Here is a 22,514-nt window from a genome sequence, read left to right as displayed (position 1 = left end):
ACGCCTTTTTTAGACGATCTTTTTAATTTAGTAGTAATCTTTCATAAAGACAGATATGATGATTGTTTGATGACTTACACAGAAGTTATATATATTCGGACTTTTAACCCATTTCTTTGGGTAGTATTATGAAAAGATGGAAAATATTAGTATTATGCATCGTTATAGGATTGATGGCTGTGCCTGCGGTTTCAGCTGAAGAGGAACACACGGAAAATTCAAACACGGTAGATGCTCCGGCTTCTGCTGGAATAGAGTACATTGTTAGCCCCTGGATAGAAAATTCTTCTGATACAGAGAATTTTATTTCTTCTTTGTGATTAACCCAGTACATAAGCCAGGGGCAGACTATAACTAACAATGTAAATGTGGGCTCGGGAGTAAACTATCTTGAAGTGGATTTGAATTGGGGAGATACGAGTGATTCCCTGACTCTCAGCATTTACACCCCTTCAGGAAGCAAAATCGGAACCTACCGTGATAATTCTGATGGAAGCATAAACGGTAGGATACGCCTCAATATATACCCCTCCCAGGGATACATGGAACAGGGAGTCTGGAAGTTTAAGATCTATGGAGAATCGGTCAGTGGAACCGAGGACTACTCATTTAATGTTTACCAGCACTAAGCTTCAAAAGAAGCTTGCCATCTGTTTACTATTTTTTCTTTTAACAACTACAGCCGGAGCTACGGAATATATTGTGAGCCCCGCTCCAAGTAATCAAGCCGGAGCTTCAATTAACGGAGAAGAGGTAGTAGAACTTGAAGTCATCCCAATACCCTACTGGCAGTTCCTCCTTTGGCTGGCAACTATGCAAATCTTATCGATAATAGATACCCTACTGTATCCTACAAAGCTTATTTTCGCAATACTTGGGTTTCGAGCGGCGGATCGTTCAAATGCTGTTGGAGTTCTGAAGAGAAAGAATATATATTCCTTTATCAAAACCAATCCTGGGGTCTGTGTTAGTGAGATTGTAAATAATATGGGTCTGAATCGGATGACTCTATGCCATCATCTCAATATTCTAGAAATGGAAAACATGATCGAAGTTCACAATGATCTAGGAAAATTCCGATATTTCCAGAATAATTCCACATACAGTGAAAAAGAAAAGCTGGTTATTTCAGCCCTTCAAAATGAAATGATTCTAAAGATAATTTCAAAGATATTAAAGGAAGAATGTAACACTAACGGAGATCTTGCCCGGACAATAGGAATTTCCAAAGGTGCAATTACTTGGTATATTAAACAATTAAAGGAGTTAGATCTTATTGAAGAAAATAAAATAGGAAGGAAGACAACATACAGTATAAATTCTGTTTATCGGGATGTAATCAAAAAGGATATGAAATTGTTTGAATAGTAGGCTCAAATAAACGAAAGTACTTTAAACTCTATCATTTTTCGCTTAGACTCCTCCATTCTCCTAGATTTATATTATGAACCTTCTCAAAAAAAAGACGTAGTTTTTATTCGTATAATTCAGTGCTCATTTGCCTCATTTTCTAATAGAGCTTATCTTAAAAGCCATTTAACTTATACTCATTAACAATTTTTAGGATTATTTTTCATGATTAGAAACTTGGTCGATTATTCGGAATATAAGATTTGAGAAGCAAATTCTGAGTTTTAGGATAAGCTCGTAATTAAAGCTCAACATAAATAAACCAAAATATTTTTTATTGTACAGCTTTGTGTTTATATATGAACTTTATCTGGAGCATCAAATGATTTGTGCTATTAAATATTATCATTGAAAAACGAAATCATAAATTCAATATCTATCCTGATTGTTTAATGATCTGACGAAAAACTTTGTGGTTTATATAGAGTGTGTTAGTAGTAATTCTATGGAGGTCAAACTTTCTTTGAAGGATCCACTTGACCTCCATATGCCCGGAGGCATGGTCATGTTAACCTTAAGAATATTTAAGTCTTACTAATCCTGCCTCGGGAGCAAAATCGCGAGGTAAAAATATATGACAATAAAGAGAAAACTTGAAATCGGTATGTTATTTGCAGCGATTCTAGTTCTGAACATGGGAACCGCCATGGCAGTTGGACATACCTATGGTGAGGCGACTACAATTAGTGTCCCAGAAGGAACTCTCTGGATTTATGGAAGTTATGTAAAAAGTTCGAGTGTGCCAGACTGGTTTAAGTTTACTGCATATACTGGAGAGAATGTGTACATAGATTTAGAGAAACAATTTATTGATGGTGCCAATGGGGATATGAGGCTGTACAAAACATCGAGTTCTTATACAGCACGCGTCAGTTCCTCCTATAGTGACCATTGGGGCGATGTGTATACTGATCCCTTGCCTCGAATTAAAATCGATGGAGGAAATAGCCTATACAAGTTCCTCGCTGGAAGAAATCCGCAGCTTGATTAAAGAGAAGGAAATTGATCTTTTCTCCTTTTAATTTTTTTCACTCGCAAATGGTGGAACAATGTATAGGAAATGTAATCTATTGTATATGTTGTTAATATTTGTGTTGATGATTTCTGCAATGGATTTAGCCTCTGCAGATAACATAAGCTCTGATCCAATGGATGCCTCATTAGTATCTGATCTCAATCAGACTATTGGTAAAGATGCTTTAAGCCGCGTGGACAAAAGCCGCCTTGATGTAGATGGAAGTCCGATATTATTTTTTTACTGGGACCCTTCCGGAACTCGTGTTCTTGTTTTTGTATTAATTGATGTCTGTACGAAGAATCAGGAGAGCCAGACAACACTGGCACAGGTGCAGGCTCTGTACCTTGCAAATGGGGACGGGTCCGGGGAAAAACTAATAGCCTGGGCCGAAAACACACCTTATACTCGCCAGAGAAATGGACACAACGGAATAGCTATACCAGTATGGAACCGCGCGGGAGATTCATTCATGTATCAGGAATCTTCGGGTGGTAATGTTCATTTTATTGGCGGAACCCACTACATTAATGTAGTTGACTCGGAAAGTCTGGATTTGCTCGCAAAGGAACAGATTTCACTGGAGGGACCTGTCTACGAATGGTCTCCGAAAGGTGATAAGCTGCTGTATGCTGGTTTTAACGAAAATAAGGAATCATCTGTGTTTATTCTGGATCTGGTAGATAATGTTTCAGAAGAGACTCCGGTAAAGAATTATAAAACTAAATTTAGTAATAATGATTTTATCTGGTCTCCTGATGGAAAAAAGGTCGTTTTTGCAGAAGAGGGAGATCTTTTCATTCTGAATCCTGCAAGCAATGAGGTAAATACAGTTTTTTCAGCAGATAATATTTGCTTTGACAGGACTGCGTGGAGTCCTGATAGCAGCAAACTTGCTGCATACGAATTTATAGGGAATGAAGAGTCTGGCAAGCTAATTTCTGATATACACATTATTGATGTAGAAAATAAACAATCCAATCGGCCGGTATCTCTTAATTACGGTATTGTTTATGGATGGTTGCCTGACAGTTATAATATTATATTTCAGGAACTCTCGAAAAATGAGACTGGAAGCATATATACCCTCTATTCCATGTCTGCTGATGGGGACAGCAAAACCCGGTTGTTCAGCAGTTCCAGTGATTTTGTTGTATCTTTAAGCCCTTCAGGAGAATTTATCGAAATAACTCACTCTTCCGGTAAATACAATAGATTATCTGATCGAGGTATTATTGAGTATGTTTTAATGTCCAGCGACGGCTCAGGAGAAAAACACTGGGACATATTTCAAAACGGATATGCCTGGAATAACAAAGGGGACCTGGTTCTTGGAGTTGCAAATGAAACTCAGAGTAATACGTTAGCCTTAATCAACGCGTCCACAAAAGAATTAAAGACAATTCAACTTCCCGTTTCTTATATTGAGGAGATAAGCTGGAGTCCGGCTGGACGTTATCTCATTGCCAGGACATTTTCTCCAGAAGCCTCTTCCGATGAGGAGAATTCCTACAAGGATTATGTTTCTCAGGATTATCTTCTGGAATTACCTGAATATGACTTGCCAATGTTCATAGAAATTGAAAGAGGTCCTGTGAGCGAGTCTGATATTAATATTTCAGTCAGGTCAAGTTCCGGAAAAATTGGTGGTGTAACCATTTTTGCAGGGAATGAATCTGTTGGAACAACAGACGAAAAAGGAGCTCTGGTATACAGGTTTAGCAAAGAAGGTGAGTTTCAGATTAGAGCTGTTAAAGAAGGGTACTCTACCACAAGTCGGATAGTCACAGTTAAAGGTTATACAGGTGAACAGGAAATCAGTGATAAAGTTGCCCTGGAAATTGTGACTCCCCCAGATGCAAATGATGCAGAACTGCCTGGATTTACTGCATGTTTAACGTGTTTTGGGCTTATATCTGTACTATTTTATTTCCATACAATAAACAAAAAATAGTAAGGTTAATCAGGGGATATGAATGGAAGTGAATATTAAAAATGTCCTGGTGGTTGCACAGAAAGAGTTTGCAGATAACTTATGGAGCCCGAGATTTGTTTCCCTGGTTTCAGTTTTTGCAATAATTTTGTTTTCTTTTAGCTATCGCGCTTCAATAAATGGTCTCAGTATATTTGAAATGGGCTTTCTTGATGTAGCCCAGATTATTGCTGTGTTCCTGCCCTTGCTAGGAATTTCACTCGGTTTTGATAGCATAATCAAAGAAAAAAAATCTTCTTCTTTAAATGTTCTCTTGACCCATCCATTGTACAGGGACAACATCATCACAGGTAAGATCCTGGGTGCAATGATAACCCTTGTGCTTGTGGTTTTTATTTCTGTAATAGTGTCAGTAGGGACTATACTGCTCGTTTCCGGTATTCAAGTAACTTTTTCTGAATTGAGCAGAGTATTCATATTTACGGTATTGACCTACCTTTATTTATCATTTTTTTTGTTACTGGGGATATTCACCTCAATCGTTTCAAAAAATGCGGTCAATTCTCTGGGTTATGGAATCTGTGCATGGCTGATCTTATGCGTTGTATACGGCGGTCTTATCGTTGTGATTGCGACAACAGTTACTGGTCAATCTATTTTTGACTACAGCAACAATGAAAACATGTTGGCTCTCAACGCACAACTTCAAAAACTAACTCCAGTTCATTATTATTCGGAGCTTGTGATCGGAGTTCCAGAGATGACCTGGGGAGGAGTTTCGGAAATAGGTCCTGACTCCGTTAAAGGAATATTTGATCTAAGTTACACGCTTAACCAGTGGCTGGGAGAATGCTGGACAAATATAGTAATTTTATTGTCAGCACCATTAATCATGCTTATCATATCTTTTATGGCTTTTTTGAAGCAGGATATAAGTAACTGAGGGAAAGACGATGAGCCGACAAATAAAAAGTATGATCCCAAATGTAAAAAATATATTCCAAATTGCACAAAAAGAATTTGCAGATATCACATCAAGCTCACTATTTTTAGCTTTAATTGCTACCTATACCCTGATAATTTTTGCTTTTTCATATCGAAGTGTATATTTGGGAGAATATATGGTGGAGCAGTCTGGAGGTGAGTTTACATTAATGTCCGGCTTCAGAAGTGTTACTTGGCAAATCGGATGGTTCTCACCTTTGATCGGAATTGCACTGGGATTTGACACTATTGTAAAAGAGAGAAAGTCTGGGTCCCTGAACGTACTTTTGACCCATCCGGTTTTCAGAGATAACATAATAGCTGGTAAAATGGTCGGGATAATGGGCGTTCTTATGACTGTCATTATCTTTTCGACGATAGTTCCGGCCGGAACCATTCTTATGCTCTCTGGCGTTTCCATGAGTGAAACAGAATTCATAAGAATTATAGTATCCATAATTTTCAATTTTTTTTACGTATTAATCTTCGCTGAAATTGCAATATTATTATCTATCGTGTCCAATGATGCTGAGGATTCATTGGTGTACAATGTTATAATATGGCTTTCAATCTGCATTGTTTCTGGCTCGATCATTATTGCAATTGCATCAATTGTTACCGGGCAATCCGAACCTTTCGAATTGGCATCCAAAATGGTAACTGTTTCACCGCTTCATCACTACAGCGAAGTATCAGTCGGAGATATTGATCTTAGCTGGGGAGGAGTTAATAGTGAACCTGTAATCAAGGGAATTTTTGATACACGCTTTACTATTTTTCAATGGTTTGGTGAGTTCTGGCCGAATCTGCTCTTTTTAATTATAGCTCCTCTGCCGCTTTTTATTCTTTCATTTTTGACTTTTTTAAGGAGGGATATAGATGCCTGACTTTTTTATTTTTTTAAAATATTCTGGAAGCCGAGAAATGAATAAATTTACATTCATAAGGGATTATATGCGAAAGATATTGCAAATGAGCTTACTTTTAATCCTGTTTGTTTCAAGCACATCCACAGGTCTTGCAGCTTCATCTGAAAATCTTAGTGTGGGCGTTGAAAAAATTACGTCCGTATCACAAATAGTGAACCCTTATTTTGACAGTCTTGTAGAATCTTCTGGAACCAATCTCAAAGAACAACCCATAATTAGCGGTTCATGGAGTCCTGATAGTAGCAAATTGCTGGTAGAAGCATCTATTAACTCTCAGTATGGAGCTACTCTTCATGCAATTTATATGCTGAATGCAGATGGAAGCGGAATTCGAGAACTTGCATCAACTCCAAGCAACACAAAAGAAAAATCCCTGAGCCTGCACATCCCGGAAAACCTGCAGACACAGGAAACATCCTGGAGTCCGGATGGAAACCGGATTGAAATTTTTTCAAATATTCCCAGAGTAAGGGACTTTTATGTAATTGCAGACCCGGATAAAACATTGATCAAGACTGCAGGTAAATGTAATTATACATCAGTTGACGAAGTAAAGGAAAATGTTCTGAATATTGAATGGCAAACTAATTTTATGTGGAATCCGGAAGGTACAAAAGCCCTTATAATAATGGATCTGGACCCTCTGAATTATCAATTATATTTACTTGACCAGGATGGCTATGTGCTCAAGCAGCTTACAGATACATCTGATCGTGTAGAGGCTGCACTGTGGAGCAACGATGGCAAAAAAATAGCGTATAGCGTTACTGGCCAGACCGAAGACGAAGAAACTGGTCTCTGGATAATAAATGAGAACGGAACTGAGAATAAAAGACTGGCGGATAACGGGATAGTGATTGCCTGGAACCCTGATGACAGCAGAATCTTCTATGTTGATGATAATTTCGGTCTCTATTCAATTAAAGTTGATGGAACAGATGAAGTTCAACTTTCAACAGGATCTTTTTTCAGAAATGAAGATGTTTTTAGTTTCAGTCCAGATGGGAAAAGCCTGATTTTCAGTACCGTAAACGATGACGGAGTCAATATATTTCTGGCAGATTCTACAGGAAAAAATGTAAAATTGCTTGAAGAATTTCCAGGATATATCATCTTCAAACCCAGCTGGAGCCCTAAAGGAGATAAAATAGCTTTTGCACAGGACGATAATCTTTATACGATAAATCCTGACGGAAGTGAAAAAAACCTTATCGCGTCTGCAATAACGGATTATGAATGGCACCCTTCAGGAGACTTCATCAGTCTTATTTCATCAGGTTCTATTTTTGTTTTCACTCCGGACGGATCAACAAAAATACAACTTACTGAAGATGGTAAAGATTATAGGTTTCTAGAAGGCTGGAGTCCTGACGGGAGCAGACTGCTCGTTAGCAACGACCCCACAGATTTATCTATAATAAAACTCGGAGGATACGAAGACCCTCTTTCTATTGATTTCCTGACGCCCACTGGGGGAGAAAACTGCGAACTCAGAGTCCACTGCATGTCGGAACCTGTTGCAGATGCTTTGCTAACCCTTGATGAACAAGAAATTGGTTTTACCAACAGCTCAGGCTTTCTGAACTACAGCTGTCCTGCTGAAGGAAAATATGTGATAAATGCCAGCAAAGCAGGATACAGACCCGCAAGTAAAGTCCTTATCGTGGAAGAGAACTCCTCTGCATCTCCGGAAAAATCCGTAGTTTCGGAAACATCTTCTGATTCTGAAAAAGAGGAAGATTCAAGGCCCGAATTTCAGGTTCCGGGCTTCAGGGGAATTACTGTCGTCCTGCTCCTTCTTTTTTTCATTTGCAGGAGGATTTTTCTGTGAAGGCAGACCTGAGAAATATCGAGGTCATTGCTCAGAAAGAATTTGCAGATCATCTATGCAGCCCTAGTTTCAGGATGTTACTTGGAATTTTCACATTGATCATTCTTTCAATGAGTGTTGACTATGGAAAAAACGGATTTAATATATTTGAATTTGGCTTTCTTGATATTGCCCAGGTAATAACACTTTTTCTTCCTGTCCTCGGCCTTTCCCTTGGCTTTGATTCGGTCATTAGGGAAAAAAATTCGAAATCATTGAACACATTGCTGACACATCCTGTTTTCCGGGACAATATCATAAGTGGAAAAATCATAGGAGGTCTTGGAGCTCTTATTTTTGTAGTTTTTATTTCGGTCATCGCCTCAATAGGCACACTTCTGATATTAACAGGGATAGATGTTGGATTTTCTGAACTAAACCGGATCCTCATCTTTTCATTACTCACTTTCTTATATCTCTCAGGTTTTTTTGCCTTCAGCCTGTTAATTTCGGTTATTTCTAAGAGTTCCGAAAGCTCATTTATCTCCGGACTTGTAGTTTGGATAAATCTGGTTTTGATCTTCGGAGCTATAGTTACCGCTGCTTCATCTATTATCACCGGGGAATTAATAGTCGACCTCAATAATAATGAAGAGGCCATGACCATGAGTGAAGACCTACAAAAACTTTCTCTTGCGAGTTATTATGCTGAAGCCGTAACCGGAGTCCGTGTAAGTTATGGAAGTTTTGGAATTTCATCAGGCAAAGACACTTTTGGAATTTTTGACACAAGATTTGGACTTGGAACCTGGTTTGCTGATTATTGGTCAAATCTGGTGATATTGACAGGCATACCTTCACTGATGTTTATAGTTTCATATGTAGCATTTCTTAGAAGAGACATATGAGGGGAAGATAGAATGAATTGCGATTTCGAAAAAGCTCTGATAATTGCCAAAAAAGAATTTGCAGATAGCTTCTGGAGTCCTATTTTTTTGTCTTTACTCGGAACTTTAATACTGGCAATATTTGCAGTCACATATAGAGAAATCCTTCAGACAGAATTCTATAGCCAAATAGGCGAGATACCTGTACCTCAATCAGCGGTTCTTGAAGGATTTTATAATACTTCATTAATGATGGCTTGGTTCAGCCCACTTATAGGTATCTCCTTAAGCTTTGATAGCGTAATAAAGGAAAGAAAATCAGCATCTTTGAACGTTTTGTTAACACATCCCGTATTCAGGGACACGATAATTCTTGGAAAAGTGCTTGGAGCTGTACTTCTTCTCCTGGTAGTGATGCTGATCTCAAGCGGAATTTCCTTAGGAACAATTATTCTCCTTCTGGGAACAAAAGTAAGCTTAATGGAATTAAACAGAATTGCAGTCTGGTTTATTCTTACTTTCCTTTATGCCCTGTCATTCCTTGGTATAGGGCTTGTTTGTTCTATCTTTATTAGAGAATCTACGGACTCAATTGTCTATAATATTGTTATCTGGTTAACTCTTAGTATTATGTTTACCTGGATACTGACTTTTTTCCGTTATTCTCTTGAACCTATAGTAAGTGCTGGAAGCCTAGATATAACTAACAGTCTTGCGGCTTTGTCCCCAATGCACCATTATGCAGAGTTAAGTACTGGAAGAGCGAGCCTTGGATGGGGGGCAGGAGGAGAAAGGGAAAACATAAGTGGGATTCTGGATATTCGTTTTACTCTAGCTCAGTGGTTAAAAGAATTCTGGACAAATCTTGCAGTCCTGTTCACAGCTCCTCTAATCCTCCTGATAGCTGCGTATCTGAAATTTTTGAGGGAGGATATAAGTGCTTGATATAAGAGAGAAGTTCCTCCCAATCGTGTTGATAATACTCACACTATTCTCTCTCATGTCTCTTCCGGCCGGAGCGGATTTCGCTCAGGTCACGGTCGGGAACGACATCAGTGGCAAGGTTGCAAGACCTGGGGACCTTGTAGAGTTCAGCTTTACTGTGGAAAAAGGGTACAATACCTCAAAGAGCACATCGGTCATGCTTTTCATAAGTAAAGTGCCTGAAAACTGGACTGCAGGTATTTATGCCGACGGTAGCCAGGTCAGTCACATAACTCTGCCCAAAGAGGCTGGTGAAAAGGAGTTAATCCTTAAAATCAGAGTTCCTGAAAATGCAAAGGACGGAGAATATCCTATCAAAATAGGTCTGAAGCCCTATGGGGAATATATTTCAAATTCTGATACAATCTTTCGGGAATTTACAGTAACGGTTGACAGGGCAGCAATGCCTAACCTGGAGATTTATTCTGATATCCCTGGAAAAAAGACCCATCCCGGGATTCCTGTCAGTTTCGGGGCTTTTGTAGAAAATAAATATGATAGTAGAGCAAACTTTCGGATTTTTCTGGTTTCGAAACCCGAGGAGTGGGGAATTGATCTGCTTTCCACTGACGGAGCCAGAATTACGAGATTAGGAGTTCCTGGAGATGGAAGCCAGGAGTTTAAAATTCTTGTAAATCCTCCGCTCAATGCAACAAAAGGAGATTACGAAATTTTGATAGCCGCATGCCCGGAAAAAGGAAACCGGAGTGTATTTTTGCCGCTCAGCGTAAGCATAAACCCTGAACTTTCCCTGGATGAGGATTTAAGTGCGTACGTAGAGCTGAACTCCAACATAATGGGATTTGATATTCGACCTGAAAAAACTGCGGAATTTGCGGTTTCTTTGAAAAACCGGTATGATCAACCGCTTAAGCTGAAACTTGAAGTCTTAAGCTTACCTGAAGGATGGAAAGCCGAATTTCTTACCGAGGAAGACAAGGAAGGAAGGCTTGCTTCCCTGATGCTTCCTGCAGGAGAAGAACAGAAATTTACAGTAAAGGTCAAGCCTTCTCAAAACGCCACAAGTGGACTCTATCCGGTCATAATAGCAGCGGTGAGCGGGGATAAAAGAGTTACCCGGCAGCTTGAGGTAGGCATTAACAACGACATCGAAAACGAGGAACTGCTCAAAGTCAATTCAAATCCCAGCGAATTGACGCTGAATCCGGGCAGCTCTTCTGAAGTCCGGGTTAATATTGAAAACAGAGGAGATGAAGACCTGGAAGATGTTACTCTTGAAATTAATGAGGCAAATGGGATCAGTGCGCAGATTCAGGGTTTCGGAACGATAGATGAGCTGGAAGCAGGAGAGTCCAGAAGTGTTCCTGTAGAGATAACTGCAAATGCCAATGCCGGCTCCGGTATTAAGGAAATTTTTATACGGGCAAAGAGTGACGACCTGGTGAGTTCTGAGAAAAGTATCAAGGTTAATGTTGAAAAATCAGCAAGTAGCGGACTTCTAGGCATAGCAATGCTTGGATTTGCAGTCCTTGTGCTTGTTTTTGTAGTACGTAAATTCGGAAGGCGATAAAATGGAATCAACGAGTATGGAATCAATAAGCATGGAATTAGAACTAAACGAAATCGTACCGAAAGTAGATGAATTCGCTATAGAAACCATTCATTTGAGTAAAATTTTCGGGAAGGAGAATCAAATACATGCGGTTGATAATCTGAACCTGCAGGTAAGAAAAGGAGAAGTTTTCGGCTTTGTGGGCCCGAACGGGGCTGGTAAGACCACAACCATGAAAATGCTAATCGGTTTGCTTGAACCAAGCGAAGGAAGCGGGAAAGTTGCAGGCTTTGATATTGTCCGCGAGGTAATAAACATAAGGGAAACAACAGGTGTTCTTCCGGAACCTGCCGGTTTTTATGACAACCTCACTGCAAGGCAGAACCTTCGCTTTTATGCAAAACTCTATGATATCGAATCCGAAGTCAGGGAAAAACGGATTGTAAATTTACTTGAAACCGTGGGCCTTACCCGTGCCATCGACCAGAAAACAGGCGGTTTTTCCACAGGCATGCGTAAGCGTTTCGGGCTTGCACAGGCTCTTATTAATGAACCTTCAGTCCTTTTCCTTGACGAGCCGACAAGCGGCATCGATCCCCTTGGAGCTCAGATGATGCGTGATCTTATAAAAGACCTTAACCGGAGTAAAGGGGTTACCGTTTTTCTGAGTTCGCATTCCATGGAAGAAGTTGAGGAGATCTGCGACCGCATAGCAATAATCGCAAGAGGAAAACTGCTGGCAGTCGGGTCGGTCGAAGACCTACGGGATATAATCAGAGCAAAGGAGGGTTTGCATTATTTGCTTGAGGTTCAGGATATTCCGCTCTCTGAGGCAGCAGAAGCCGTGAAAAATGTGGAGGGGGTGACCGACTTTGAAATTCAGGACGAAACTCTGCAAGTACATGCGGAGACGAAGCTTCGTACGGAGATTGCAAAAGCTGTCAGGAAAGCAGGTGGTACAGTATCCATGTTCGAGGAAGAAGAAATGAATCTGCAGAAACTGTTCCTTAAAATTATTGAAGGAGCATAAATATAAAAAAGTGTTTTTGTCATTTAAAAAGTTGCTTGGAGCTTGGAAAAAACTTATATTTGAACAGACATTGTATGCAGTTGAAAATCTAATGCTACCGAATAAAAAGAGGCTTCGAAATCAAATCGAAAGGGGAAGACTACAAAAAAATGTATAAGGCTGTGAAAAGCATGGGGGACAGGTTCCCTGCAAAAGCCCTTGCCGTTATGAAAATTACAGAAGTTTATGAGTGCAGATCCGGTGAGGGAGCCGGAAAACAGCTTCTCTGAATGCTTATCTGAATAGCTTATAAAAGTTACGATTTTATTCTGACGTTGAGGACGAAAATACATCCTCACAGCATCTCTTTTTTCATAAAATATGCTGGATAAGAGTTATCCGGCGACTTTTTTTCAGTCAATTGTTCTAATTTCGTAACAATATTTAATAATAACAGGAATGCTGATTGTTTGAGAATTTGCACAGTAGTTATATATAGTCGGGCTTTTAACCTTTTTTGGGTAGTAATATGAAAAGATGGAAAATATTATAGGACTTACGCACTTGCCTGCTTTGCAGGCAGCTTTCGAGTTTTTTACTTTTTAATCTAATTCATATATTGGTTTTCTGATATATTGACTTACAGCGTTTCTTGTAATGCTTAACTTTGTTTCAAACCATGTAATTCCTGTTTTTATTCTTTGCATTTCAAATCTTAGAAATGCTCTTAGTGCCATCATAATATGTGCTCTCTGTACACTATTTCTTCTTGCCTGACACCTTTCGACTCCACAAAACTGCTTTATTCCTCTATGATACTCTTCAATTTTCCAGGCTTTTTTCCCTAAATCTTTCCTTTTTTCTTCCTGCATATCCAGTACATCTGTAGCCCAGTACTGCGTGTCTCCGTCCCCGGAAACTATCCTAAATACTTTAATGAAACCATATTCTTTCAGATGAACCGTCATACCTTSTGGTGGAATAGTTAACAATTCAATTGCKACATTRCCAGTCTTATCAGGGTTAACTAAYCGGTTTTTCTTCAACCTTGTCAACCAGTGCCATCCTTTTTTCCTAATTGCTTTGAGATTCTTTATGCTGGAATACCACGTATCAAACAGAACAAATTCAGGTCTAAAACCACGTTCTTCTGCCTTATTCAACATATCAAGGAAATGATCATTTTTGGTTTTTCCATCAGTATTTATATCGTAAATTCTAAAGTCAACAGGAATTATAGCGTCATTATAGGTCCAGAYAACGGTTTCAAGATTGATGCCATTTACAATCTGGTGATGTTTACCACTCCATTGTCTGTAAACAAGATCCATACGCTTGGAATATGGTTTATCCAGAACAGTATCATCGAAAACAAGAAATCCAGTGTAAGGAGTGACTATATCTTTTACTTCTTCCCATAAAGCCTCCGTATCCGGAGGCTGCCTTAGAAGAAGACGGGTAAAAGAGTCATGAGCTGGATKATTAGAATCTAAATAACTGCACTTAGAAGCTTCGGTACAGCTAAATACGCGWGAAGAAGCGATAAGAAAGTTGATGTAATCAAGATCAGTGCATTTAGGAGGATTTATTTAATTCAACCCAGAGATTTTTTTTTTTTTGATTATATTTATACCAATATATTAAAAAAAGTATTTTAATGTAACTTATGAAAAAGTGCTTCAACCGCGTAAGTCCTATATTAATAATATGTATTATTATGGGACTGATTTTTGTTCCTGCGGTTTCAGCCAAAGAGGAATACACGGTAAATTCTGACACAGAAGATACTTTTACTTCTGCCGGAAAAGATTATATTATTAGCCCTTGGGTAGAAAATTCATCTGATGCAGAAAACCCCATTTTCTCTGTGCTGTCAACCCAGTACATAACTCAAGGACAGACTAAAACTCACTATGTAAGTGTAGGTTCAGGAATAAATTATCTTGAAGTGGACTTGAACTGGGGAGATACGAGTGATTCTCTTACGCTTAGGATCTCTACCCCATCGGGAAGTAACTTGGGACCCTACCGTGATAATTCTGATGGAAGCGTAAATGGCAGGATACATTTCAGTATCGACCCTTCCCAGGGGTATGTAGAACAGGGAAGCTGGGAGTTCAAGGTTTATGGGGAATCGGTTAGTGGAACCGAGGACTACACATTTAATCTTTACCAGCACTAAGCTTGAAAAAAAGCTTATCATCTGTTTACTATTTTTTATTCTAGCAACAACAGCCGAGGCTACCGAATATACTGTAAGTCCTTTTCCGAGCGATCAATCTGGAGCTTCAATTAATGGAGAAGAAGTAATAGAACTTAAGGACTTTACAGTTTACTGGCAGTTCCTCCTGTGGCTGGCCCTGATGCACGTATTATCGATAATAGATATACTGCTGAATCCTGCAAAGCTTATTTTCGCAATACTCGGGTTCAGAATTGTAGACAGAGTAAACGTACTTGACAATCCTGCTCGGGATAGCATTTATGCCTATATTAAAGCTAATCCTGGAGTGTGTTTTAGCGATATTGCGAAAAATACTGGCTTAAACAGGGGAACGGTTAAGTATCACATACAAATTCTGGAAACTCAAAATAAAATTGATATTTATAAGAATAGTGGAAAAACATGGTATTTCCAGAATAACTCCATTTATGGTGAAAGAGAAAAGAAAATCTTTGTGATTTCTCAAAACGTAACGAACCAGAAGATAATCTCAGAAATATTAAATGGTAAATGCAATACAAACGTGGAGCTTGCGCGTGAAATCGGAGTCTCAAGGGGTACGATTAGCTGGTATATGAAAAACCTTAAGGAAATAGGCATTATAAAGGAAACAAAAAGAGGAAGAAGTATAATCTATAAAATAAACATTTCGTACAAAAACCTGATAGAAAGATACAAGTAAACATTTAATTACTCTGTATATGTTACATACAAAAAGGATCTAGAAAAGTTAACCGCAATTTTACTGCCATCTTTTTTTATGTCAGAATACTTTTGTTTTTCAATTCATCATTTCTTAAACTCCAAACCTGCCTTATTTTTGGAATAAGGAGTTAAATCTTGATTATGATTTCAGTAATAAAATGAAATTTCCTTTAACTGATCAGATTGTTTGTTTTATGACTTTACCTTTGGAGTTAACTTTTCTTATTTTATAACTAAAAAGTAGTTAGTAGCAATATTGTGGGGCTAAAAATCTTGTAGAGTTCAGTTTTACTTAATTTTTATTATAGAAAATTATAATGTCTTAAAAAAGTGTTGCTACTTTTCCTAAAAGGGATGTCCAAACATCGAAGATGCAGGCCAAATCGATAGGTGGCAAGTAACACTATTTATAACTTCTGTGTAAGCTCTCAAACTATTTTTTTTGTTAACTTATTTTAGATTTGTATTCTTCTCTTATGCCTGACTGTTTGAGAGTTTACACATAAAACTTTTAAGGGATTATGAGTTTTTTGAATGTGGGAATGTTCTACAGGATTCAGCAAAGTTTGAGCCCTCCCCTGAATCCTGCGTGCCCAAAGGCAAGAAACAAATTACTTTAAAGCTATTTTAAGGTTTGTTCCTTGCCTCTTAAACAAAAATAAAGAGGTGGAATAAATTGAAACTAAACAGCAAAGTTAGAAAAATCAGCGGGCTTTTCATGATAATATGAGAGGTGAAAATCTCTCATTTTTTATGAGGAGAGAAAATGGTACCAAAAAAGAGTTTATTCCTTACTTTGCAATAATTATTTTTGCAATTTTTTATTATGGTTTTGAAGAAAGAGTGAACTCAGAATCGATCTCTAAAAACTTAATAAATAAACAGCAAGATACATGATATATCTTATGATGAAAAATTGACTATGTTATAGGAAATGAATCTATAACCACCGAATCTAGTTTTCTAATCAAAAAGCCTAATATGTATAAAAGAGTCGACCGGGTAAATCCTTCCACACGTTTAACAATTGGTTTAGATGGAATACTAACATGGGAATACGATCCAATTAAAAACAAAACATGGTTAACGAATAACACTTCACATAATTCTTTACAGTTCACTCCAACATATAGTGAATTTATTGATTCTATATCAGATAATTGTACTATAAACTACAAAGGTATTGAATATTTAGGAGAAGTTAAAACTTATAAACTCGAAGTAATTTCGAGTAAACTAAGCGAACCTGAAGATTGGCATCATCTTTTATGGATTGATTCCAAAATCTGGATGCTGCTAAAGATCTAAAGTTATGACGGTGACAAACTTCTGATGACACTAGAATATGAGAATTATTCTATAAATTCAGGCATAAAAGATACTGAATTTAAATTTAAACCTCTAAAAGGTACAGAGGCGGTCAACATATGAATATAAATTATATTGTAAAAGAGGAATTATTGCGTTCATTCCCAGTACTTTTTTTTAGTTTTTTAATAATCGGGCTCCTAAATAGGGAAGGATATATCCCGCTAGGGATGTCAGGGGTATTTATTCTGGCCCTCTTTTTTACAGCTATCCATTTCTCTTTTATGGTCTGGTATAGAAAAAAGGAACAAATTGATAACAATAATATTTCCTTTATAATTAACCATATTTTGAGCTCAAAGTCTCATGACGAAAAAATCACAGAGCTCTATAAAGATGAAAAAACTAAAATTTCCTCGTCAATTCGAGAACATATGGGTCTTCTAATTATTACAATACTTCTGTATCTCGCTTACCTTTACGCTTCTTTAGTTTACAATATAGATCAAATATTCTGGTTTTTGGTTATACTATTTACTGGAAGCACACTATCTAAAATAACCTATGGTGAGAGAAAAGCAAATCAAAAAGATCCTATGAGATTACTGGTTTTCTACGTAATCGCATGTGCCTTCATTTTTGTACGTTACCTTGTTCTTGGCTATCCTATTCTTCCTATTTTGAAAGGAAGTATAATTCTTGGAATACTGCTGATATTTCTGGTATTAGGAATAAAATGGTCGCAGCGTAAACAGAATTCAGATAATTGAGTTTCCTATTATCAGCATACACAGATTTATGAAACGAAAAGCTAAATACTGTTGATAATGGAGGAGTCTTTAATGAAAAAACAAATTTTATTTTTTTTAGTACCTTTGATCATCAGCATATTATTAGGATACTTGATTCATAATTTAATGAGGGGAGTTACCAATGGGATTATTCTAGGGATAATATTTGCAATATTTGCTACTTATGTCATCAAAGAATAGGTTCCGTAGGCAATGTAGCGGAAATTCTGTAAAATATGATTGACTCTGTATCCTTTTTCTTGCATTATCGACATATGCAAGTTTGTGAGAGAAACAATACACTTTAGGGATTCTCATGAAAAGGATTTCTCGTACAATAGCTACCCTGGCTGTCATATATTTGTTTCTTATTCTTATTCCGATAGCCGGTGCAGATCAGATCACAATTCAGTATTTCCATCAAAAAGGCTGCCATGACTGCAAAATAACCGATCCAATTGTCGATCGAATAGAAACCCAATATAATAATACTATTATTATATCAAAAATTGAAACCAGTACTGCTGATGGTTTCAACCAATGGAACAAATACGGTTTTCTTGAAGTCCCGGCTATTGTGATAAACAATGAAACAAAAATTCCCAAAGAAGAAATTACTGAAGAAAACCTAAAAACTTTAATTGATGAATATCTTGTGGAAGAGGAAAATATTACTGAATATACCACAGAAGAGGCAACGAGAAAAGAACAGGAAAACGAGTATATAAACACAAACCTGAATTTACCATTTGCTTATTCTCTTGGTCTTTTTGCAGGTTTTTCACCCTGCCTGATGGCCATACTGGGATTTCTTTTAAGCTTTACTGCAGGGACGAGCAATAGTGCAAAAAACGGCATGGTACGTGCAACGGTATTTGGATTGGGGCTGGTAGGTTCTTACTTAGTATTGGGCCTGTGTTTGCTCTCATTCCGAAAGTCAATTCCCGATTTGGAAGGTCTCTCTTATATTACAGGCATCGTTGTAATTCTCATTGGCTTAAACCTTCTGGGGGTCTTGAAATCTCCTGTAGTTCTGGATAATTATTTTCAGAGTTCTGCCAGGAAATATGCGGGTACTCTGGGTGGAGTTTTCTTTCTTGGGATATTGTTTTCTTTTGTAAAAGTTCCCTGCACTGCTCCAATGCTCCTTGTACTGCTCAACAAGACTATTACAAACGGGACACTTAATGATCTGGCTCTATTGCTTGCTTTCAGCGGAGGGGTATTGACGCCTTTTATTGGAGTTGGTATGATAGGGGGCTATACTCTGTCTAAACAGATTCGTTCATATAAAGTGTATCTGAAAAAAATCAGTGGACTTGCGCTTATATTTTTTGGATTATGGATTATGATTTAAGCTGTAAGATAAAAAACAAGATAAGAAGTTAAATCTAAATAGCTGATAAACATATGGACTTTCTATAAATCTTGTGCCATCTATTGCATAAGATGTACAACGGTGTGAAAAATATGGATAACCTAAACTTTAATAATCTGTTATTTGATCCGAATTCGTTTTTCAGGGAAAAGTCAAGAAACAATGTTGATTTTAAGTTTCCTGTATTGATAATATTTGTAACTGCTATAATTGCAATGGTCTCAAATTTTCTGGTTATGAATCAATTTAGTGGATTGTTACCTTCTGACATGAGTTCATCCATATCCACTATAGCAATTGTATTCGGTATTGCTGGAGGTCTAATTGGGACATTTTTATATTGGTTCCTTCTGACCGGAATTTTATATTCTATATCTTATGTGTTTGATTCAAAAGGCTCTTTCAAGAGGACGTTAGAGTTTATAGGTTATGGATTTGTACCACAAATATTTAGCAGTTTAATAGGTGTTGTCATAACGTACAAGCTAACAGCATCTGCAGATTTTTCGTCGCAGGACCCGCAACTCATAACCGAAAGCGTAACACAAATGTTCTCAAATAATCCCCTGTATTACACCTCGCAAATAATTGGAATTTTATGTCTCTTGCTGTCTGCATACATCTGGGTATTTGCACTTCTGCATGCGCGAAATATGTCAATTAAAAATGCCACTCTTACTGTCGGCATTCCAGTAGGCTTGTACGTTGTTTACATGGTATATTTATTCCTGTTTACTTCAGGGAGTATTTAACTCTATCAAAAATAAAAGGAATATTATCATATCTGATAGGATGTATGCTGGTAGGATGTATGCCTTAAATCAGTTAAAATCAACATTTCATTTTTAGTTCCAAGTTTTTGAAAAATAGCTAAAAGTGATCAGAAGTATGTAGAGATATTTCTTGCAAAAGCCCTTACCGTCATGAAGATCACGGAGGTTTATGAGTGCAGGCCCGGAGATGGGGCAGGGAAGCAGCTTTTATGAAATTTATCTGAATAGTTTATAAAATTTACGATTTAATTCTGATGTAGAGGGTGCTTTTCATCCTCGTTCTATTTCTTTTTTGACGAAATATGCCAGATAAAAGGTCTTATGACGTCTTTTTTTAGACTATTTTTTTAATTTAGTAACATTCTTTCATAAAGGCAGATATGATGATTGTTTGATAATTTACACAGAAGTTATATATATCCGGACTTCTAAGCTCTTTTTTGGATGATTATTTGAAATCCTGGATGATATTTGTATTATGTGTAATAATAGGATTGATGGCTGTGCCTACGGTTTCAGCCGAAGAGGAACACGCGGAAAATTCCGTTACTGAAGACAGTCTGGCTTCTGCCGGAAAAGATTACATTGTTAGCCCATGGATAGAAAATCTTTCTGATACAGAGGATTCAGTTTTTTCTCTCCGATCAACTCAGTACATAATCCAGGGGCAGACTGTTACTCACAAAATAAATGCAGGTTCAGAAGTAAGTTCTCTTGAAGTTGATTTGAATTGGGGTGGTACTAGTGATTCCCTCACCCTTAACGTTTACACTCCATCAGGAAGCAAAGTCGGAACCTATCGTGACAATTCTGACGGAAGCGTAAACGGCAGGATACGCCTTAATATAGATCCCTCACAGGGATATGTGGAACAGGGAACATGGATGTTCAAAGTCTACGGAGAATCGGTTAGTGGTACTGAAGATTACACGTTTAACGTTGCGCAGCGTTAATTGCAGGAGAATCTATCTCCTTCTCTTTTTTTCTTTATTTTTAATAATGGCAGCCGGAGCTACGGAATATATCGTAAGCCCAGCACCAGGTGATGAATTTGGAGTATCCAGGGCGGGAGAAGAAGTAACAGTAGCCAGGGACTTTACAGTCTACTGGCAGTTCCTGCTCTGGCTGGCTATCATGCAGATCCTGTCGGTAATAGATATACTACTATTACCTGCAAAGTTTCTTTTCGCAATACTCGGATTTCGAGTGGCAGACCATTCAAATGCTGTTGGGGTTATAAAGAGAAAGAATATATATGCCTTTATTAAAGCCAGTCCCGGGACCTGTATCAGTGAGATTGCAAATTACATGGACCTGAATCGTGGGACTCTGCGCTATCATCTTAATATTCTCGAGACGGAGAATATGGTTGAAACTCACAGTGATCACGGAAAAGTCCGATATTTCCAGAATAATTCCACATACGGTGAAAAAGAAAAACTGGTTATTTCAGTCCTTCAAAATGAGATGGCCCGCAAGATAATTTCTAAGATATTAGAAGAAGAATGCAACACCAACAGGGATCTTGCCCGGACAACAGGAATTTCCAAAGGTACAGTTACCTGGTATATAAAACAATTAAAAGATTTAGATCTTATTGAAGAAAATAAAATGGGAAGGAGTACAATATACAGCATAAATCCTGTTTATCGGGATGCACTCGAAGAACGTATATGAAATTCTTTGACAGGCTCAAACAAATTACAGGCTCAAACAAATAAAGACACTTTAAATCCCATTGTTTTTAATTAAGCACCAGATGCTCCTCGGCTCATATTCCGATCTCTTCCATAAATTGGACACGATTTTCATTCATAATTTTCATTAATATAGTTTAACACCCATTTTTCCTCTAAATAATCAGATCTCAGACATAAAAATCAAAATGCCTTCATATGGCACTATTTTTCGTATCCATATATGATCTTCCCAAAGTATCAAACAACTTGTCACATTCAGTATTATTGCTGAAAAACGCAATCATAATTTAAGTATTCATTCTGATTGTTTGATGATGTGTCTAAAAACCTTATAGTTTATATTGAGTATGTTAGAAATAACTATGGAGTTCAAATATACCTCCTGAGCAAATTTGAACCCGATGTATACTCGGAGGCATGGTAATGTCAGTCTTGAGATGTTCAGGGCTTGCCTGATCCTGCCTCTTGAGTAACATATTTTAACCTGAGATCTTTGAAGTGCAGTTTTTTAGACTCAAATAGTCCAGTTCATGACTCTTTTACTCGCCTGCTTCTAAAGCAGTCGACTGATAATGATGCTTTATGAAAAGAAGTTATATCTTGTCTATAATAGTTTATCTCCTAACCGTCGATAATACCACTCTCGAAACTTTATTCCAAGCAAATCCTATGCGTTGCGATCACATTTAGTGTATTACTGGTTGTTGGTGATTAAAATTTTCAACAGGCGTTTTACGAGAACCTTAGATGAGATTTGCCGTAAATTAGTTTTATTTCTGTTTTTTATCCTAAGCTTAACAATAATCTTAGGTATTCTGATGCACTTTATAGAAGGAGAAACTGGTGGTTTTGCCAGTATATCCCTGAGTATCTGCCGGGCTATCACAACACTTCTAACTGTAGGATACGGGGATACGGTTCCGCAAACAGATATCGGTAGATTGGTGGCTTGTAAATTGTTATATAAAGTGTTCTTTGGGAAAAACCGGGAGTTTGATTGAAAGTCCTTTTCTTCTAAGCTTAAATGTACTCAGGGTGATTAAAAGTGAGAAGCCAGATTTTCGCTGTGCTCAAGGTAAAAACTCTAACGCCTCTGAAAGAAAATCATAGACCTATAAAATGGGAAGTGATGCAAAAAGGAATCTGCAAAAAAATGATCAA

General features: G+C 37.6%; 21 protein-coding genes. 20 read left to right on the top strand and 1 reads right to left on the bottom strand.

The features are described from left to right. Window positions 1–128 precede the first annotated feature (128 nt). The 12 genes from FXV91_RS14905 to FXV91_RS14850 all read left to right on the top strand — a co-directional run bounded on the left by FXV91_RS14905 (window position 129) and on the right by FXV91_RS14850 (window position 12,495). On the top strand, window positions 129–320 hold the full coding sequence (locus FXV91_RS14905; RefSeq protein ID WP_229391474.1) for a hypothetical protein: 192 nt from the start codon (window positions 129–131) through the stop codon (window positions 318–320). A gap of 48 nt (window positions 321–368) precedes the next feature. After that, window positions 369–629, top strand: coding sequence for a hypothetical protein (locus FXV91_RS14900; RefSeq protein WP_229391473.1), 261 nt, complete (start codon window positions 369–371; stop codon window positions 627–629). Continuing rightward, entirely contained in the window at window positions 589–1,368 is a 780-nt protein-coding gene (locus tag FXV91_RS14895; RefSeq protein WP_229391472.1) for a winged helix-turn-helix transcriptional regulator, read from the top strand. Before FXV91_RS14900 ends, FXV91_RS14895 begins: the two co-directional genes overlap by 41 nt. 616 nt (window positions 1,369–1,984) lie before the next feature. Beyond that, a complete protein-coding gene (locus tag FXV91_RS14890) occupies window positions 1,985–2,401 on the top strand; it encodes a hypothetical protein (RefSeq protein ID WP_229391471.1) in 417 nt (138 codons plus the stop codon). 106 nt (window positions 2,402–2,507) lie between these two features. Next, the gene (locus tag FXV91_RS14885) at window positions 2,508–4,379 is read left to right on the top strand and encodes a hypothetical protein (RefSeq protein ID WP_229391470.1); all 1,872 of its coding nucleotides are present in this window, start codon (window positions 2,508–2,510) and stop codon (window positions 4,377–4,379) included. Between the two features lie 22 nt (window positions 4,380–4,401). Then, complete coding sequence (locus FXV91_RS14880; RefSeq protein WP_229391469.1) at window positions 4,402–5,301, top strand: ABC transporter permease; 900 nt, start codon at window positions 4,402–4,404, stop codon at window positions 5,299–5,301. 10 nt (window positions 5,302–5,311) lie between these two features. Then, window positions 5,312–6,229 carry an ABC transporter permease gene (locus FXV91_RS14875; protein ID WP_229391468.1) on the top strand — a complete coding sequence of 306 codons (918 nt, stop codon included), beginning with the start codon at window positions 5,312–5,314 and terminating at the stop codon, window positions 6,227–6,229. 85 nt (window positions 6,230–6,314) lie between these two features. Continuing rightward, window positions 6,315–8,102, top strand: a complete 1,788-nt coding sequence (locus tag FXV91_RS14870; protein WP_229391467.1) for a TolB family protein — start codon at window positions 6,315–6,317, stop codon at window positions 8,100–8,102. Further along, the gene (locus FXV91_RS14865; protein WP_229391466.1) at window positions 8,099–8,989 is read left to right on the top strand and encodes an ABC transporter permease; all 891 of its coding nucleotides are present in this window, start codon (window positions 8,099–8,101) and stop codon (window positions 8,987–8,989) included. Before FXV91_RS14870 ends, FXV91_RS14865 begins: the two co-directional genes overlap by 4 nt. A gap of 12 nt (window positions 8,990–9,001) precedes the next feature. Beyond that, entirely contained in the window at window positions 9,002–9,913 is a 912-nt protein-coding gene (locus tag FXV91_RS14860) for an ABC transporter permease (RefSeq protein WP_255680638.1), read from the top strand. Beyond that, on the top strand, window positions 9,906–11,483 hold the full coding sequence (locus tag FXV91_RS14855; RefSeq protein WP_229391464.1) for an NEW3 domain-containing protein: 1,578 nt from the start codon (window positions 9,906–9,908) through the stop codon (window positions 11,481–11,483). The genes FXV91_RS14860 and FXV91_RS14855 overlap by 8 nt, the downstream gene beginning before the upstream one ends. 1 nt (window position 11,484) lies before the next feature. Then, the gene (locus FXV91_RS14850) at window positions 11,485–12,495 is read left to right on the top strand and encodes an ABC transporter ATP-binding protein (RefSeq protein WP_229391463.1); all 1,011 of its coding nucleotides are present in this window, start codon (window positions 11,485–11,487) and stop codon (window positions 12,493–12,495) included. A gap of 581 nt (window positions 12,496–13,076) precedes the next feature. On the opposite strand, the gene FXV91_RS14845 is transcribed toward FXV91_RS14850, so the two are convergent. Next, the gene (locus tag FXV91_RS14845; RefSeq protein ID WP_229391580.1) at window positions 13,077–14,063 is read right to left on the bottom strand and encodes a transposase; all 987 of its coding nucleotides are present in this window, start codon (window positions 14,061–14,063) and stop codon (window positions 13,077–13,079) included. Between the two features lie 128 nt (window positions 14,064–14,191). Here FXV91_RS14845 and FXV91_RS14840 point away from each other — a divergent pair, with 128 nt between their 5' ends. From FXV91_RS14840 to FXV91_RS19920, 8 genes are all read left to right on the top strand, one after another. Beyond that, a complete protein-coding gene (locus FXV91_RS14840) occupies window positions 14,192–14,656 on the top strand; it encodes a hypothetical protein (protein ID WP_229391462.1) in 465 nt (154 codons plus the stop codon). Then, on the top strand, window positions 14,616–15,380 hold the full coding sequence (locus FXV91_RS14835; protein ID WP_229391461.1) for a winged helix-turn-helix transcriptional regulator: 765 nt from the start codon (window positions 14,616–14,618) through the stop codon (window positions 15,378–15,380). The genes FXV91_RS14840 and FXV91_RS14835 overlap by 41 nt, the downstream gene beginning before the upstream one ends. 1,450 nt (window positions 15,381–16,830) lie before the next feature. Continuing rightward, complete coding sequence (locus tag FXV91_RS14830) at window positions 16,831–17,481, top strand: hypothetical protein (RefSeq protein ID WP_229391460.1); 651 nt, start codon at window positions 16,831–16,833, stop codon at window positions 17,479–17,481. A gap of 337 nt (window positions 17,482–17,818) precedes the next feature. After that, window positions 17,819–18,859, top strand: a complete 1,041-nt coding sequence (locus FXV91_RS14825; protein WP_229391459.1) for a cytochrome c biogenesis protein — start codon at window positions 17,819–17,821, stop codon at window positions 18,857–18,859. Window positions 18,860–18,972: 113 nt separating this feature from the next. Further along, entirely contained in the window at window positions 18,973–19,632 is a 660-nt protein-coding gene (locus FXV91_RS14820) for a YIP1 family protein (protein WP_229391458.1), read from the top strand. A 518-nt stretch (window positions 19,633–20,150) separates the two neighbouring features. Continuing rightward, a complete protein-coding gene (locus tag FXV91_RS14815) occupies window positions 20,151–20,606 on the top strand; it encodes a hypothetical protein (protein ID WP_229391457.1) in 456 nt (151 codons plus the stop codon). Between the two features lie 46 nt (window positions 20,607–20,652). Beyond that, window positions 20,653–21,330 (top strand): winged helix-turn-helix transcriptional regulator, encoded by a 678-nt coding sequence (locus tag FXV91_RS14810; protein WP_229391456.1) that lies wholly within the window; start codon window positions 20,653–20,655, stop codon window positions 21,328–21,330. A 712-nt stretch (window positions 21,331–22,042) separates the two neighbouring features. Then, a complete protein-coding gene (locus FXV91_RS19920; RefSeq protein ID WP_345945529.1) occupies window positions 22,043–22,354 on the top strand; it encodes an ion channel in 312 nt (103 codons plus the stop codon). Window positions 22,355–22,514: the final 160 nt, after the last annotated feature.

The sequence above is a fragment of the Methanosarcina sp. DH2 genome (assembly GCF_020804225.1).
Taxonomy (GTDB): Archaea; Halobacteriota; Methanosarcinia; order Methanosarcinales; family Methanosarcinaceae; genus Methanosarcina.
The sequence above is the reverse complement of the archived record's forward strand: the minus strand, read 5'-3'. Positions and strand labels throughout refer to the sequence as shown.

Excerpts from the sequence above, each read along its gene's own strand:
- FXV91_RS14825 (WP_229391459.1), top strand. The coding sequence starts at position 17,819 with ATGAAAAGGATTTCTCGTACAATAGCTACCCTGGCTGTCATATATTTG.
- FXV91_RS14875 (WP_229391468.1), top strand. The coding sequence starts at position 5,312 with ATGAGCCGACAAATAAAAAGTATGATCCCAAATGTAAAAAATATATTC.
- FXV91_RS14905 (WP_229391474.1), top strand. The coding sequence starts at position 129 with ATGAAAAGATGGAAAATATTAGTATTATGCATCGTTATAGGATTGATG.
- FXV91_RS14815 (WP_229391457.1), top strand. The coding sequence starts at position 20,151 with ATGGCTGTGCCTACGGTTTCAGCCGAAGAGGAACACGCGGAAAATTCC.
- FXV91_RS14810 (WP_229391456.1), top strand. The coding sequence starts at position 20,653 with ATGGCAGCCGGAGCTACGGAATATATCGTAAGCCCAGCACCAGGTGAT.
- FXV91_RS14890 (WP_229391471.1), top strand. The coding sequence starts at position 1,985 with ATGACAATAAAGAGAAAACTTGAAATCGGTATGTTATTTGCAGCGATT.
- FXV91_RS14820 (WP_229391458.1), top strand. The coding sequence starts at position 18,973 with ATGGATAACCTAAACTTTAATAATCTGTTATTTGATCCGAATTCGTTT.
- FXV91_RS14860 (WP_255680638.1), top strand. The coding sequence starts at position 9,002 with ATGAATTGCGATTTCGAAAAAGCTCTGATAATTGCCAAAAAAGAATTT.
- FXV91_RS14870 (WP_229391467.1), top strand. The coding sequence starts at position 6,315 with ATGAGCTTACTTTTAATCCTGTTTGTTTCAAGCACATCCACAGGTCTT.
- FXV91_RS14880 (WP_229391469.1), top strand. The coding sequence starts at position 4,402 with ATGGAAGTGAATATTAAAAATGTCCTGGTGGTTGCACAGAAAGAGTTT.
- FXV91_RS14850 (WP_229391463.1), top strand. The coding sequence starts at position 11,485 with ATGGAATCAACGAGTATGGAATCAATAAGCATGGAATTAGAACTAAAC.
- FXV91_RS14885 (WP_229391470.1), top strand. The coding sequence starts at position 2,508 with ATGATTTCTGCAATGGATTTAGCCTCTGCAGATAACATAAGCTCTGAT.
- FXV91_RS14830 (WP_229391460.1), top strand. The coding sequence starts at position 16,831 with ATGAATATAAATTATATTGTAAAAGAGGAATTATTGCGTTCATTCCCA.
- FXV91_RS14840 (WP_229391462.1), top strand. The coding sequence starts at position 14,192 with ATGGGACTGATTTTTGTTCCTGCGGTTTCAGCCAAAGAGGAATACACG.